At 70.4% G+C, this 14,515-nt stretch carries 9 protein-coding genes, 1 rRNA gene and 2 pseudogenes; all 12 read right to left on the bottom strand.

Features of this window, described 5'->3' with window-relative positions:
- Nucleotides 1-170: 170 nt before the first annotated feature.
- Nucleotides 171-1,691 (bottom strand): 16S ribosomal RNA (locus tag KRR39_RS10970).
- Between the two features lie 650 nt (nt 1,692-2,341).
- A complete protein-coding gene (locus KRR39_RS10975; protein ID WP_254185667.1) occupies nt 2,342-3,382 on the bottom strand; it encodes an alpha-hydroxy acid oxidase in 1,041 nt (346 codons plus the stop codon).
- Nucleotides 3,379-4,653 carry a tyrosine--tRNA ligase gene (gene tyrS / locus KRR39_RS10980; RefSeq protein WP_302053575.1) on the bottom strand — a complete coding sequence of 425 codons (1,275 nt, stop codon included), beginning with the start codon at nt 4,651-4,653 and terminating at the stop codon, nt 3,379-3,381. The genes KRR39_RS10975 and tyrS overlap by 4 nt, the downstream gene beginning before the upstream one ends.
- Nucleotides 4,654-4,818: 165 nt before the next feature.
- Nucleotides 4,819-6,186: a serine hydrolase domain-containing protein gene (locus KRR39_RS10985; protein WP_254185668.1), complete on the bottom strand. Its 1,368-nt coding sequence runs from the start codon at nt 6,184-6,186 to the stop codon at nt 4,819-4,821.
- Between the two features lie 69 nt (nt 6,187-6,255).
- Nucleotides 6,256-6,483, bottom strand: a pseudogene (locus KRR39_RS26090) (FMN-binding negative transcriptional regulator); the annotation flags it as partial.
- A 66-nt stretch (nt 6,484-6,549) separates the two neighbouring features.
- Nucleotides 6,550-8,094: an OFA family MFS transporter gene (locus KRR39_RS10990; RefSeq protein WP_216942047.1), complete on the bottom strand. Its 1,545-nt coding sequence runs from the start codon at nt 8,092-8,094 to the stop codon at nt 6,550-6,552.
- Between the two features lie 74 nt (nt 8,095-8,168).
- Nucleotides 8,169-8,756, bottom strand: a complete 588-nt coding sequence (locus KRR39_RS10995; RefSeq protein ID WP_216942048.1) for a DNA-3-methyladenine glycosylase — start codon at nt 8,754-8,756, stop codon at nt 8,169-8,171.
- Nucleotides 8,740-10,168, bottom strand: a pseudogene (argH, locus tag KRR39_RS11000) (argininosuccinate lyase). The gene KRR39_RS10995 and the pseudogene argH overlap by 17 nt, the downstream one beginning before the upstream one ends.
- An 84-nt stretch (nt 10,169-10,252) precedes the next feature.
- Entirely contained in the window at nt 10,253-11,683 is a 1,431-nt protein-coding gene (gene argG, locus KRR39_RS11005) for an argininosuccinate synthase (protein ID WP_216942049.1), read from the bottom strand.
- A 38-nt stretch (nt 11,684-11,721) separates the two neighbouring features.
- The gene (locus tag KRR39_RS11010) at nt 11,722-12,267 is read right to left on the bottom strand and encodes an arginine repressor (protein WP_216942050.1); all 546 of its coding nucleotides are present in this window, start codon (nt 12,265-12,267) and stop codon (nt 11,722-11,724) included.
- Entirely contained in the window at nt 12,264-13,190 is a 927-nt protein-coding gene (gene argF / locus KRR39_RS11015; protein WP_216942051.1) for an ornithine carbamoyltransferase, read from the bottom strand. The genes KRR39_RS11010 and argF overlap by 4 nt, the downstream gene beginning before the upstream one ends.
- Nucleotides 13,187-14,512, bottom strand: coding sequence for an acetylornithine transaminase (locus tag KRR39_RS11020; protein WP_216942052.1), 1,326 nt, complete (start codon nt 14,510-14,512; stop codon nt 13,187-13,189). The genes argF and KRR39_RS11020 overlap by 4 nt, the downstream gene beginning before the upstream one ends.
- Nucleotides 14,513-14,515: the final 3 nt, after the last annotated feature.

The following is a 14,515-nucleotide window of genomic DNA, read 5'->3' on the forward strand; positions in this document are numbered from 1 at the left end:
CCACGCCCAACACCCCAACAGGGCACCAGACAGTACTGACGAGAGCTCAAAGACGAGCTGACCAAATAGTCGACGTTCCACTAGTGAGCTGGCCTGCCGGAAAACGAACGTTTCCGAAACAAACCAATGGACGAGCAGCCATGATGAGCCACCCGCCAAAAGCTCCTTAGAAAGGAGGTGATCCAGCCGCACCTTCCGGTACGGCTACCTTGTTACGACTTCGTCCCAATCGCCAGCCCCACCTTCGACAGCTCCCTCCCTTACGGGTTGGGCCACTGGCTTCGGGTGTTGCCGACTTTCGTGACGTGACGGGCGGTGTGTACAAGGCCCGGGAACGTATTCACCGCAGCGTTGCTGATCTGCGATTACTAGCGACTCCGACTTCCATGGGGTCGAGTTGCAGACCCCAATCCGAACTGAGACCGGCTTTTTGGGATTCGCTCCACCTTGCGGTATCGCAGCCCTTTGTACCGGCCATTGTAGCATGCGTGAAGCCCTGGACATAAGGGGCATGATGACTTGACGTCATCCCCACCTTCCTCCGAGTTGACCCCGGCAGTCTCTTATGAGTCCCCACCATTACGTGCTGGCAACATAAGACGAGGGTTGCGCTCGTTGCGGGACTTAACCCAACATCTCACGACACGAGCTGACGACAGCCATGCACCACCTGTATAGAGCCCTTGCGGACCTGCCATCTCTGACAGTTTTCTCCATATGTCAAACCCAGGTAAGGTTCTTCGCGTTGCATCGAATTAATCCGCATGCTCCGCCGCTTGTGCGGGCCCCCGTCAATTCCTTTGAGTTTTAGCCTTGCGGCCGTACTCCCCAGGCGGGGCGCTTAATGCGTTAGCTGCGGCACGGAACTCGTGGAATGAGCCCCACACCTAGCGCCCAACGTTTACGGTGTGGACTACCAGGGTATCTAATCCTGTTCGCTCCCCACACTTTCGCTCCTCAGCGTCAGGTAATGCCCAGAGAACCGCCTTCGCCACCGGTGTTCCTCCTGATATCTGCGCATTCCACCGCTACACCAGGAATTCCGTTCTCCCCTGCATACCTCTAGTCTGCCCGTATCGGAAGCAGGCTCAGGGTTAAGCCCTGAGTTTTCACTCCCGACGCGACAGACCGCCTACGAGCCCTTTACGCCCAATAATTCCGGACAACGCTCGCACCCTACGTATTACCGCGGCTGCTGGCACGTAGTTGGCCGGTGCTTCTTCTGCAGGTACCGTCACTTGCGCTTCGTCCCTGCTGAAAGAGGTTTACAACCCGAAGGCATTCATCCCTCACGCGGCGTTGCTGGATCAGGCTTTCGCCCATTGTCCAATATTCCCCACTGCTGCCTCCCGTAGGAGTCTGGGCCGTGTCTCAGTCCCAGTGTGGCCGGTCACCCTCTCAGGCCGGCTACCCGTCGTTGCCTTGGTGGGCCATTACCCCACCAACAAGCTGATAGGCCGCGAGCTCATCCTCCACCGCCAGAACTTTCCACCACCATCAGATGCCTGAAGTGGTCGTATTCGGTATTAGCACCGGTTTCCCGGAGTTATCCCGAAGTGAAGGGCAGATTGCTCACGTGTTACTCACCCGTTCGCCGCTCGTGTACCCCCGAAGGGGCCTTACCGCTCGACTTGCATGTGTTAAGCACGCCGCCAGCGTTCGTCCTGAGCCAGGATCAAACTCTCCGTTGAATTCTGTAGAATCACACAACACCCAAAGGCGCTGCACTTCATCAACAATCTAGGAGCATCCCAGCAAGAGTTGCCCTCCCCCACCCCCGAAGGAATGAAAGAAAAGCGGTCTTACCTAAAGGAATCATCGACAGATACCAACAAACCCCCGAAAGGATCCATCGCAACCTGCCGACTGGCGTTACAAATTAATTCGTCGACTTTTAGCACACTGTTGAGTTCTCAAGGATCAAGCGCGCACCGCAACCCGGCCTTCCGACCGCGTTCCCGGGGCAACCTGGTGAAACTTACCGGATTTCGCTGGCCCCGTCACATCGGGGGCCGAGCTGCTCCGGCTCCACCCAAGCCACAGCGACCGAAACGATCCGGGACCCGCCGAAGCGCGCACCGAGCCACCTCGGTCGAGGTGATCAGTTGGGGGTTGTGCCTCGGGGCCGGCCGCCCAGCCTCTCGGCTTTGCGTCCCGCCGCTCCCTGGCGACAAAGAGAACAGTACGTAGACCCTCGATGAATCGTCAAATCGTGTCGGGGTGGCCCCGGTCACATCCGCATCTTCGCAGGTCAGAAGTGGTTTCTGGGCTCAGGAGCCCGCTTCGCGGTCGCTGCCGCTGGGCGTCGAACCACATCGGTGTCATTCGGGCACCAGGGTGGTCAGCGGCTCAAGAGCGCGGTCGTCACCCGGCCCAGGGACGGGCAGCCGAGCAGCATCAGCGCCTCGGTGAGCTCGTCGTCCAGCTCGCCGAGCAGTCGTTCCACTCCGGCGCTGCCCTCGGTGCCGAGTGCATAGACCGGTGGCCTGCCCATGAACGCCGCCGAGGCGCCGAGCGCGTGCGCGGTCACGACGTGCCGGGCCGTGCGCACTCCCCCGTCGACGTACACCTCGACCTCGTCACCGACCTCGGCCACCACGGCCTCCAGGCAGTCGGCCGTGGCGGCAGCCCCATCGAACTGGCGTCCCCCGTGGTTCGACACCCAGACGGCGGCCGCCCCGGCCTCGGCACAGCGGCGGGCGTCGTCCGCGCGCAGCACCCCCTTGACCACGACCGGGAGGCGGGTGGTGCGGGCCAGCCACTCGACGTCCTGCGGACCGAGGTCAGTGGCCTTCGCGTCCCCCGGCGAGCTGCCGTAGCCGTCCGGGAAGTTGGCGTGCGACCAGCCGGGGCCCGCAAGGTCCCAGATCGTCGGGCCCTCCCCGTCGTGCTTCGTGCCCACCACCGGGGTGTCGGCGGTCAGCACCACCGCCCGGGCGCCGGCGGCGGCGGCCCGGTGCAGCAGCGGCAGGCACGCGGGCCGGTCCGCGGTGACGTAGACCTGGGCCCAGAAGGTGACGCCGGTCGCGGCGATGTCCTCGAAGGTCGACCCGGAGTTGCTGGAGACGACCATCAGCGAGCCGGCGGCCGCGATCCCGCGGGCCATCGCCACCTCCCCCTCGGGGTGGACGGCGCGCTGCATCGCGGTAGGTGCGACGGCGAACGGGCACGCGAGCTCGGCGCCCAGGACCGTGCTGCGCAGGTCGACCTCGGTCACGTCACGGAGCACCTGCGGGAGGAAGCGGTGCCTCTCCCAAGCGGCTGTCGCCTCGCTGGTGGACGTGCTGTCCCGCGAACCTTGGCGGAAGTACCGGAACACGGCCTCCGGGAGGACGTCGGCGGCGCGCTCCTCGAGCCCGTCGGCGAAGCGCCCCACGCTCACCGCACGACCTCCACGCCGGCCAGGTTCTTCTTGCCCCGCCGCAGCACCAGCCACGAGCCGCCCAGCAGGTCCGCCTCGGTCGGCACCATCTCCGGATCGGTCACGCGCTCGTTGTTGAGGTAGGCGCCGCCCTCCCCGATCGTCCGCCGGGCCTCGCCCTTGCTCTTCGACAGCCCGGAGGTGACCAGCAGGTCGACGACCGACGGCATCCCGTCGGCGAGCTTCACCTGGACCGACCCCGCCTCCCTCAGCGCGGCCGCCAGCGTCGCGACGTCGAGCTCGTGCAGGGTCCCCCCGCCGAACAGCGCCGCGGACGCGGCCTGGATCCGTGCGGTCTCGGTCGCGCCGTGCACCATCGTCGTCATCAGCTCGGCCAACGCCTTCTGCCCGGCCCGCAGGAAGGGCTTCTCGGCCGTCTGCATCTCGAGCGCCTCGATCTCGGGGCGGCTCAGGAACGTGAAGGCCCGCAGCAGCTCGCCCACCTTCTCGTCCTCGACGTTGAGCCAGAACTGGAAGAAGCCGTACGGCGACAGCATCTCCGGGTCCAGCCAGAGGGCACCGCCCTCGGTCTTGCCGTACTTCGTGCCGTCCGCGCGAGTGATCAACGGGGTCGCGAGCGCGTGCACGCGATCACCGGTGGCGCGACGGATCAGCTCGACGCCGCCGGTGATGTTGCCCCACTGGTCGCTGCCCCCGAACTGCAGCGAGATGCCGTAGTCGCGATGCAGGTTCAGGTAGTCCATCGACTGCAGCAGGACGTAGCTGAACTCGGTGTAGGAGATCCCGTCCTCGAGCCGCTTCCTCACCGTGTCGCGCGCGAGCATCCGGTTGACCGGGAAGTGCTTGCCGATGTCGCGCAGGAAGTCGATGGTCGACAGGCTCGCGGTCCAGTCGTAGTTGTTCACCATCGTCGCGGCGTTCGCGCCCTCGAACGACAGGAACGGCTCGATCTGCGCCCGCACCCGGTCGACCCAGCTCTTCACCACGTCGAGGGAGTTGAGCACCCGCTCGCCGGAGTCCTTGGGGTCGCCGATCATCCCGGTGGCGCCGCCGACCAGGGCGAAGGGGATGTGCCCGGCGTCCTGGAGCCGGCGTGCGGTGACGATCTGCAGCAGGTTCCCCATGTGCAGGCTCGGCGCGGTCGGGTCGAAGCCCACGTAGAACCTGACCGGACCGGCGTCCATCTCGGCGCGCAGGGCGTCGAGGTCCGTCGAGTGCGCGATCAGGCCGCGCCACTCGAGGTCGTCGAGGACGTGCAGGTCAGAGCTCACCGAGATGCCTTCCGTTCAGGGACGTTGCAGGGCAAGCCTGCCTCATCGGGGGGCTCCACAGCCATCGGGATTGGTCTCGACCGGCACGACCGCCCGACGCGAGACCCGGCTCGACGTGACCTCGGGCCCGGCTCGACATGACCTCGGGCCCGGGTCGGGGTGTGGTTACAGCCACTCGCCGAAGGCGAGGGGTTGGCGGGTGACGAGGTACGTCGCCCAGTTCATCTTCGTGACCTGGCCGGCGGCGTCGCGAGTCACCCGCAGCAGCTCGCCGTGCTCGCGGCCCGCGACCGTGCGGAACAGGTCGGGTGAGACCTGCTCGAACCGCGAGGCCGGCTTGTGCTCGGGCTGCCCCTCCGCGCGCGCCTCGAGGCCGCCCTGGCGCACCGAGAACACGAACGGGCTGCCCTCGGAGTACCAGACGCCGACGAGCTCCGCCAGCTCCGGGGGTACGGCGGTCCCGGGCCGCCACGGCTCGGGGTCGAGGGGCTCGTGATTGGTGACGAGGTCGGCCAGCGTGGTCGCGAAGCCGGCGACGTCCGGGGTCGACCCGGAGCCGGTCAGCACCACGCCGCCGGTCTTGGCCTCCCGGTCGGTGAACACCGCCGTGATGTGGCCGGGCATGCCGCCGGTGTGGCCGACGTACGTGCGGGTGCCGGAGCGGACCAGGAAGAACCCGAGGCCCATCGCGGCCGTCCAGCGCTCGCGGTCCATCACGACCTGCGGCTCGCACATCTCCTCGAGGGTGGCGGGGGCGAGCACCTCGGCCACCGGGTCGGCGACGAACGCGGACCAGCGCGCCATGTCCGCGCCGGTGCTGGCCAGCCCGCCGCACGGGTTCAGCGCGCGCAGGTCCAGCTGGTCCTGCGGGACGGGCACGTCGGTCCACGGCGGCACGTAGTAGCCCTGCACGCGTCCGCCGCGCTGTCCTGGGCCTGTCGACGGGGCGAACCCGACCGTGGTGCGGCGCATCTCCAGCGGGTCCAGGATCCGCGCCCGCAGCGACTCGGCCCAGGGGCGCGCGTCCAGGCGGGCCACGACCTCGCCGAGCATCGAGAACACCAGGTTCGAGTAGTGCCAGACGTGGTGCGGACGGTGCACCCGCTCGGCCTGGTTGAAGCCGCTGACCAGCTCCGCGGTGTCCGGGTTGACCAGGGTCTCCCACACGTCGCCGAGCGGCTCGCGCTGCATCCCGGACACGTGCGCCAGGCACTGCCGGATCGTCAGCCCCCGCTGGGTCACCTCGGGGACGAACGTGTCCAGCGTGTCGTCGAGCGAGAGCCTGCCCTCGTCGCGCAGCGCCATGACCAGCACCGCCGTGAACGTCTTGGTGTTGGAGGCGATGAGGAACTGGTGGTCGGCGTCCGGCGGTACCGCCGGGTCGGCCAGGTCCGCGGAGCCCACGCCCTCCTGCCAGACCAGGCCGCCGTCCCGGACCACGCCGGCGAAGAGGCCGGGGATGCGGCCGGCGCGCTGCCGGTCGAGGACGGTGCGGTGCAGCTTCCGGACGGTGTCGTCGCGCAGTTCGGTCACTCGCCCGACCCTAGCCGGAGGTCCCCCGACGCCAGGATCGCCGCCCGCTCGTGGGAGTCGTCGACGACCTCGGCACGGCAGAGCAGCCCAGCGTCGGGTCGGTGCCAGGTTCGCGTTCCAGGCCGCCTCGACGTAGGCGTAGTCGCCGGTGAGCGCGAGCACGTCGTGCGGGTCGGCCGCCAGCGCCCGCCAGAGCGGGTTGGGCCGGGCCAGGTGCAGCAGCAGACCGGGTAGCCGTCGACGTGCCCGGCCGTGACCAGCTGCCCGAAGTCGACGCCGGTGAGGAAGGGCGGCCACTCGTCACGGGCGGCCTGGTCCCGGGGGTGGATGAGCTTGTGCCCCTCCTCCCCCGGGACCGGTCCGTCAGCCGAACAGGCTCGAGGCCTTCACGACGGTCTCGTAGATGCCGTAGGCCAGCGGGATGCCGACCACCAGCCAGGCGACGACCAGCAGGACCGGCCGCGTCACGGTGGCCGTGCCGGTGCGGGTCGTGGTCGCGACCCCGCCGCCGGTCTGCGGCTGCTCGGTGAGCTGCGGCTCCTGCCGGTCGGCCTCGTGGAACTTGTCGGAGACCTGGCGGATCAGCAGGTTCGCGACGAAGCCCACGGCGAGGACGCCGACCATGGTCAGCAGCGCCGGCTTGTAGGCGTCGTACGTCAGCTTGCCGGGCGTGCCCTCGGCGTCGAGGTAGCGGTTCACGATGAGCGGCCCGGCGACACCGGCCGCGGACCACGCGGTGAGCAGGCGGCCGTGGATCGCGCCGACCTGGAAGGTGCCGAACAGGTCGCGCAGGTAGGCCGGAGCGGTCGCGAACCCGCCGCCGTAGAAGGAGATGATGATGCCCGCGAACAGCACGAACAGCGCGGTGGAGCCGTGGCCGGTGAGCGCGAGCAGGGCGTAGAGCACCATGCCGCCACCGAGGTAGCCCATGTAGATCGGCTTGCGGCCGACGACGTCGGAGGTCGAGGACCAGATGAAACGGCCGGCCATGTTGCAGATCGACAGCACGCCGACGAAGCCCGCCGCGGCGGCCGGGTCGACGCTCGAGCCGGCGCCGGTGCGGAAGAAGTCCTGGATCATCGGGGCGGCCTGCTCGAGGATGCCGATGCCGGCGGTCACGTTGCAGAACAGCACGACCCACAGCAGCCAGAACTGCGGTGTCTTCACGGCGTTCTTGGCGCTCACGCTGGCGGTGGTGACCATCGACTTGGCCTTGACCTTCGAGGGGTCGAAGCCCTCGGGACGCCAGTCGTCGGCCGGGACCTTGATCAGCCAGGCGCCGAACAGCATCACCACGAGGTAGGCGAGCCCCAGCGTGATGAACATCGCCGCGACGGCCGAGCCGCTGGCCACCGAGGTGGCGTCCTTCGGGTCGAAGCCGCTGTCGTAGAGCGCGAGCAGCTTGCTCTCGACCGGCGAGGCCACCAGGGCGCCGCCGCCGAAGCCCATGATCGCCAGGCCGGTGGCCAGACCCGGCCGGTCCGGAAACCACTTGATCAGCGTGGACACCGGCGAGATGTAGCCGATGCCCAGGCCGATGCCGCCGATCACGCCGTAGCCGAGGTAGAGCAGCCAGATGTGGCCGGTGGCGATGCCGACGGCGCCCACCATGAAGCCGACCGACCAGGCGCAGGCTGCGGCGACCATCGCGCGACGCGGGCCGCCGGTGTCCACCCAGGTGCCGAGGACGGCGGCGGACAGGCCGAGCATCACGATGGCGATCGAGAACACGATGCCGACCGAGGTCAGGCTCGCGTCGAAGTTCTTGACGAGCGAGGTCTTGTAGACGCTGGTCGCGTAGACCTGGCCGATGCAGAGGTGGATGGCCAGTGCGGCCGGTGGGATGAGCCAGCGGTTGTAGCCCGCTGGGGCGATCGTGTGCTTGCGGTCGAGTGCGGCGAACGCCATGGGTGTCTCCTGGTGCCGAGGGTGTGCCGTCGGTCACGGTGCCCGATGGGCACAGGTTGAAACGTCCACTTTCCTCAGCGCTGCACGGCCGGCCGGTACGTCGACACGCTGGGGTCGCCGTCCAGCCAGAACCGCCAGGGCCGGTCGGCGGCCAGGCGCAGGCCGACGCGGGGTCCGGTGCGGACGTCGACCGCGGGCGCGTCCGCCGGGGACAGCACCAGCGGCCCCCGCGTGAGGTCGGTCCCGTCGTGGCTCAGGTCGATGCCCAGCGCCTGGCACAGCCGCGCAGGTCCGCGGGCCAGGTCCCGGTCGGTGCTCCCCCGCCGCTCCCGAGCGAGCTCGCGGCCCTCGACGACCTCGCCGGCGCGCAGCAGCACCGCCGAGGCCGAGCCCTCCGGCCCGACCACGACGTTGCAGCAGTAGTGCATCCCGTAGGTGAAGTAGACGTAGAGCCGGCCGGGCGGCCCGAACATCGTCGCGTTGCGCCGGGTGCGGCCGTTCGCCGCGTGCGAGCCCGGGTCGCCCTGGCCGTCGTACGCCTCTACCTCGGTGACGCGGACGGCGACCGGGCCGGCGTCGGTGTCGTGGCGGAGCACCGCACCGAGCAGCCGCGGCGCGACGTCGAGCACGTCGCCGGTCAGCGAGTCAGGCCAGCCACGCACGGTGGTCCACGACTGCCCTGCGGAGCTCGGCGAGCTGCTCGGCCACCCGCACGGGAGCGGTGCCGCCTCGCGCGTCGCGCGAGGACACCGAGCCCTCGACGGTGAGCACCTCGCGCACCCCGGGGGTCAGGTGCGGGGAGATCTCGGCGAACTGCGCGTCGCTCAGCCCGTCCAGCTCGACGCCCAGCTCCTCGCAGCGTCGCACGCACGCGCCGGCCACCTCGTGGGCCACCCGGAACGGCACTCCCTCGCGGACCAGCCACTCGGCGACGTCGGTGGCCAGGGGAGAAGCCCTGCGGGGCGAGCTCGGCCATCCGTGCGGTGTCGAAGCGCAGCGTCGCGACCATGCCGGTGAAGGCCGGCAGCAGCACCTCGAGGGTGTCCACCGAGTCGAACACCGGCTCCTTGTCCTCCTGGAGGTCCCGGTTGTAGGCGAGCGGCAGCGCCTTGAGGGTGGCCAGCAGGCCGGTGACGTTGCCGATCAGCCGGCCGGCCTTGCCGCGGGCGAGCTCGGCGATGTCCGGGTTCTTCTTCTGCGGCATGATGCTCGACCCGGTCGAGTAGCCGTCGTCGAGGACCACGAAGCCGAACTCCTTGGTCGCCCAGAGGATGACCTCCTCGGCCTGCCGGCTGACGTCCACGCCGACCATCGCGGTGACGAAGGCGAACTCCGCCACGAAGTCCCGGGCCGCGGTCCCGTCGATGGAGTTCGCGCTGGAGTCGGTGAACCCCAGGTCGCGGGCCACCTCCTGGGGGTCCAGGCCGAGGCTCGACCCGGCCAGGGCACCCGACCCGTAGGGCGAGTCGACCGCGACCCGGGCGTCCCAGTCCCGGAGCCGGCCGACGTCGCGCAGCAGCGGCCACGCGTGCGCCAGCAGGTGGTGGGACAGCAGCACCGGCTGGGCGTGCTGCAGGTGCGTGCGGCCCGGCATGACCGCGCCGAGGTGCTGCTCGGCCTGCCCGGCGAGGGCCTCCACGAGGTCGAGCACGTGACCGGCCACCAGCCGCGCGTGGTCGCGCAGGAACGCCTTGAACAGCGTGGCCACCTGGTCGTTGCGCGAGCGGCCGGCCCGCAGGCGTCCGCCGAGCTCGGTGCCGACCTCGTCGAGCAGCAGCCGCTCCAGGGCGCCGTGCACGTCCTCGTCGGACGCGTCCGGGTGCAGCTGCCCCGCGTCGTACCTCTGGCCGAGGCGGTCCAGGCCCGCGACCAGCGCGTCCCGGTCGGCCTCGGTCAGCAGCCCGGCGGTGTGCAGCACCCGGGCGTGCGCCCGCGACCCGGCGAGGTCGTAGGGCACCAGCCGCCAGTCGAAGTGGGTCGACTTCGACAGCGCGGCCAGCGCGTCGCTCGGGCCGGACGCGAACCGGCCGCCCCACAGGGCGCCGGTGTTGGTGCCGTGACTCTCGGTGCTCACGTGTGCCTTCCTAGCAGGTGGCGGCGAGCCGTCAGTTGTGCGACGACACGCCGCCGGATGGGCTGCATGACTGACGGGTCGGCGTCAGTCGGTGCCGGCCTCGAGGGCCGCGTGGTCCAGGGCCTGGTCGCCGGCGTCGGCCGCGGACGGGTTGCGGGAGATCCGGTCCGCGCCGCCGGCCTCGATCTCGCCGAACAGCGTGCCGTTCTCCACGAGCACCTGGCCCTGGTCCAGCGGCTGGCCGGCGTACAGCTCGAGCTTGGCGCGCGAGTCGGCGATGTCGAGGTTGCGCATCGTCAGCTGGCCGATCCGGTCGGTCGGGCCGAACGCCGCGTTGTCGGTGCGCTCCATCGACAGCTTGTCGGGGTGGTAGGAGAACGCCGGGCCGTCGGTGCGCAGGACCGTGTAGTCCTCCCCGCGCCGCAGCCGGACCGTGACCTCGCCGGTCACCAGGGAGGCGATCCAGCGCTGGATCGACTCGCGGATCATCAGCGCCTGCGGGTCCAGCCAGCGGCCCTCGTAGAGCAGCCGGCCGAGCCGACGACCCTCGCTGTGGTAGCTCGCGATGGTGTCCTCGTTGTGCACCGCGTTGAGCAGCCGCTCGTAGGCGATCCACAGCAGGGCCATGCCGGGCGCCTCGTAGACGCCGCGGGACTTGGCCTCGATGATCCGGTTCTCGATCTGGTCGGACATCCCGAGCCCGTGCCGCCCGCCGATCTCGTTGACCTTCTCCACGAGCGCCACCGGGTCGGGGTACGACGTCCCGTCGACCGCCACCGGACGGCCGGCCTCGAAGCGGATCGTGACGTCCTCCGCCGCGATCTCGACCGTCGGGTCCCAGAACTTCACGCCCATGATCGGCTCGACGCTCTCCAGCGAGACGTCGAGGTGCTCCAGGGTCTTGGCCTCGTGGGTGGCGCCCCAGATGTTGGCGTCGGTGGAGTAGGCCTTCTCCTGGCTGTCCCGGTAGGGCAGGTCGTGCTCGGTGAGCCACTGGCTCATCTCGCTGCGGCCGCCGAGCTCGTGCACGAAGGCGGCGTCCAGCCACGGCTTGTAGATGCGCAGCTCGGGGTTGGCGAGCAGGCCGTAGCGGTAGAACCGCTCGATGTCGTTGCCCTTGAAGGTCGAGCCGTCACCCCAGATGTCCACGCCGTCCTCGTGCATGGCGCGCACCAGCATCGTGCCGGTGACCGCGCGGCCGAGCGGGGTGGTGTTGAAGTAGGCCCGGCCGCCGGAGCGGATGTGGAACGCGCCGCACGCGAGGGCGGCCAGGCCCTCCTCGACGAGCTGCGTGCGGCAGTCCAGGGTGCGGGCCAGCTCGGCGCCGTACTCCATCGCGCGGCCGGGGACGCCGGCGATGTCCGGCTCGTCGTACTGGCCGATGTTCGCCGTGTAGGTGCAGGGCACCGCGCCCTTGTCGCGCATCCAGGCGACGGCCACCGAGGTGTCGAGGCCGCCGGAGAAGGCGATGCCGACGCGCTCGCCGACCGGAAGGGAGGTCAGGACCTTGCTCACAGGGGGGAATCCTTGTCGTTGACTGCAGTGGTGCGCCCTCAGGCGCGGTGGTCGGTGTCCACGCCGGGCGGCGTGGCGTGGGTCCCGTTGGCGAGCGCGAGGAGCCGCTCGGCGAGGTCGGGCCCACCGTCGGGTCGTCGGCTGATCACCAGCACGGTGTCGTCGCCGGCGATGGTGCCGAGGATGTCGTCGAGCTCCGCGCGGTCGAACGCCGAGGCGAGGAACTGCGCGGCGCCCGGGGGCGTGCGCAGCAGCGCCATGTTCGCCGACGCGTCGACCGAGGACAGCAGCTCGCCCAGCAGCCGGGCCAGCCGGCTCTCGGAGGCCGCCGACTCGGTGACCGCGCGCGGGGTGCGGTCGCCGCCCTCGGCGGGCACCGCGTAGACCAGCGCCCCCGAGGCGACCCGCACCTTGACCGCGTCGAGCTCGACGAGGTCGCGGGACAGCGTGGCCTGGGTGACGCTCACGCCGGCCGCGGCGAGCAGCTCGGCGAGCTCGGTCTGCGAGCGCACCTGGTGGTGGGCCAGCAGGTCGACGATCTTCTGCTGCCGCGCCCCCTTGGTGACCGGGATGCCGGCGCTCACGGCTGGTGCTCCGCGAGCCAGGTCAGCAGCGCCTTCTGGGCGTGCAGCCGGTTCTCCGCCTCGTCCCAGACCGCGCTGCGCGGCCCGTCGATGACCTCGGCGGCGATCTCCTTGCCGCGGTACGCCGGCAGGCAGTGCAGCACGATCGCGTCGTCACGGGCGTGCGCCAGCAGCACGGCGTCGAGCGCGTAGGGCAGGAACGGCGCCTGCCGCGCGTCGGCCTCGCCCTCCTTGCCCATCGACACCCAGGTGTCGGTGACCACGACGTCGGCGTCCGTGACCGCCTCGACGGCGTCGGGGACGAAGGCCGCCGAGCCGCCCGTCGTACCGGCGAGCGCCTGCGCGTCGGCGAGCACCGCGGCCGCCGGGGCGAACCCGGCCGGTCCGGAGACCCGCACGTGCATCCCGGCGGTGGCGCCGGCCAGCAGGAAGGAGTGCGACATGTTCGAGGCGGTGTCGCCGAGGAACACCACGGTCAGGCCGGCCAGGCGGCCCTTGTGCTCCTCGATGGTCTGCAGGTCGGCGAGCAGCTGGCAGGGGTGGAAGTCGTCGGTGAGGGCGTTGACGACCGGCACGCCGGCGTGCGCGGCCATCTCCTCGATCCGGTCCTGCCCGAAGGTCCGCCACACGACGGCCTCGACCATCCGGCCGAGCACCCGGGCGGTGTCGGCCACCGACTCGCGGGTGCCGATCTGGGCCAGGTGGCCGTCGACCAGCATCGGGTAGCCGCCGAGCTCGGCGATGCCGGCGGTGAAGGACGCCTGGGTGCGCAGCGTCGGCTTGTCGAAGATGACCGCGACGGCGCGCGGGCCCTCGAACGGCCGGGCCGCGAACCGGTCGGCCTTGAGCCGCTTGGCGAGCGCCAGCACCTCGGCCTGCTCGGCGGGCGACAGGTCGTCGTCGCGCAGGAAGTGCCGGGTCACGCGGAGCCGGCCCGATCGGCGGCGGCCTGCTCGGCGGCGGCGTAGCCCTCGTCGAGGATCGTCGGCCACAGGGCCAGGAACTCCTCGGCCTGCTCGGCGGTGAGCACCAGCGGCGGCGCGAGCCGGATCCGCTGCGGCGTGCAGGGGTTGAGGATCACGCCGTGCCGCAGCGCCGCGTCGGCGACCTGGGCGGCGACCGCGGCGTCGAGGTCGAGCCCGATCAGCAGCCCGCGGCCCCGGACCTCGGTGACCCGCGGGTCGGCCAGGCCGGCGCGCAGCAGCTCGCCGACCTTGGTGGCGTTGTCGAGCAGCCCGTCCTCCTCGATCGTGCCGATCACCGCGAGCGCGGCAGCGGCGGAGACCGGGTTGCCGCCGAACGTGGTGCCGTGGCTGCCGGGGCCGAGCAGCGTGCCGCTCTCCCCCACCGCGACCATCGCGCCGATCGGGATGCCGCCGGCCAGCCCCTTCGCCAGCGTGACGACGTCGGGGGTGACCCCGCTCTCGGCGTGCGCCATCCACGAGCCGGTGCGGCCCATGCCGGTCTGCACCTCGTCGAGCCACAGGAGCGCACCGTGGGCGGTGGTGATCTCCCGGGCCCGCGCCAGGAAGCCCGCCGGCGGGCTGAGCACGCCGGCCTCGCCCTGGATCGGCTCGACCACGACCGCGGCGGTCTCGTCGGTGACCGCGGCGGCCAGCGCGTCCGGGTCGCCGAAGGGCACGAAGGTGACGTGCCCGGGCAGCGGCTCGAACGGCTCGCGGTAGGCCGCCTTGGACGTGAGCGCGAGCGCGCCCGTCGTCCGGCCGTGGAAGCTGCCCTCCATGGCGACCAGGTGGGTGCGGCCGGTGCGCCGGGTCAGCTTGAAGGCCGCCTCGTTGGCCTCGGTGCCGGAGTTGGTGAAGAACACCTTGCCGCCGCCGGGCTCCAGCCCGAGCAGGGACAGCAGCTTCTCGGCCAGCCGCACCTGCGGCTCGGTGGTGAAGAAGTTCGAGACGTGGCCCAGGGTGCCGAGCTGCCGGGTCACCGCCTCGACGAGGGCCGGGTGGGCGTGGCCCAGCGCGTTGACCGCGATCCCGCCGAGCAGGTCGAGGTAGCGGGTGCCCTCGGCGTCCCAGACGTAGGGGCCCTCGCCGCGGGTGAGCACCAGCCGGGGCGGGCCGAAGGTGTTCATCAGCGAGGCGGCGTAGCGCTGCTGCAGGTCGGCGGAGCTGTTCGCCCGGCTGGTCGTCTGGCTGGTCGTCTGGCTGGTCGTCTGGCTGGTCGTCTGGCTGGTCGTCTGGCTGGTCGTCTGGCTGTTCGTCTGGCTGTTCGTCTGGCTGGTCATCTC

Origin of the sequence: Nocardioides panacis, from assembly GCF_019039255.1 — a bacterium.
Classification (GTDB): Bacteria; Actinomycetota; Actinomycetes; order Propionibacteriales; family Nocardioidaceae; genus Nocardioides_B; species Nocardioides_B panacis.

Bases quoted from the DNA above. Each gene is read 5' to 3' on its own strand.
- KRR39_RS11020 (WP_216942052.1), bottom strand. From the start codon at position 14,512: ATGACCAGCCAGACGAACAGCCAGACGAACAGCCAGACGACCAGCCAG.
- KRR39_RS10990 (WP_216942047.1), bottom strand. From the start codon at position 8,094: ATGGCGTTCGCCGCACTCGACCGCAAGCACACGATCGCCCCAGCGGGC.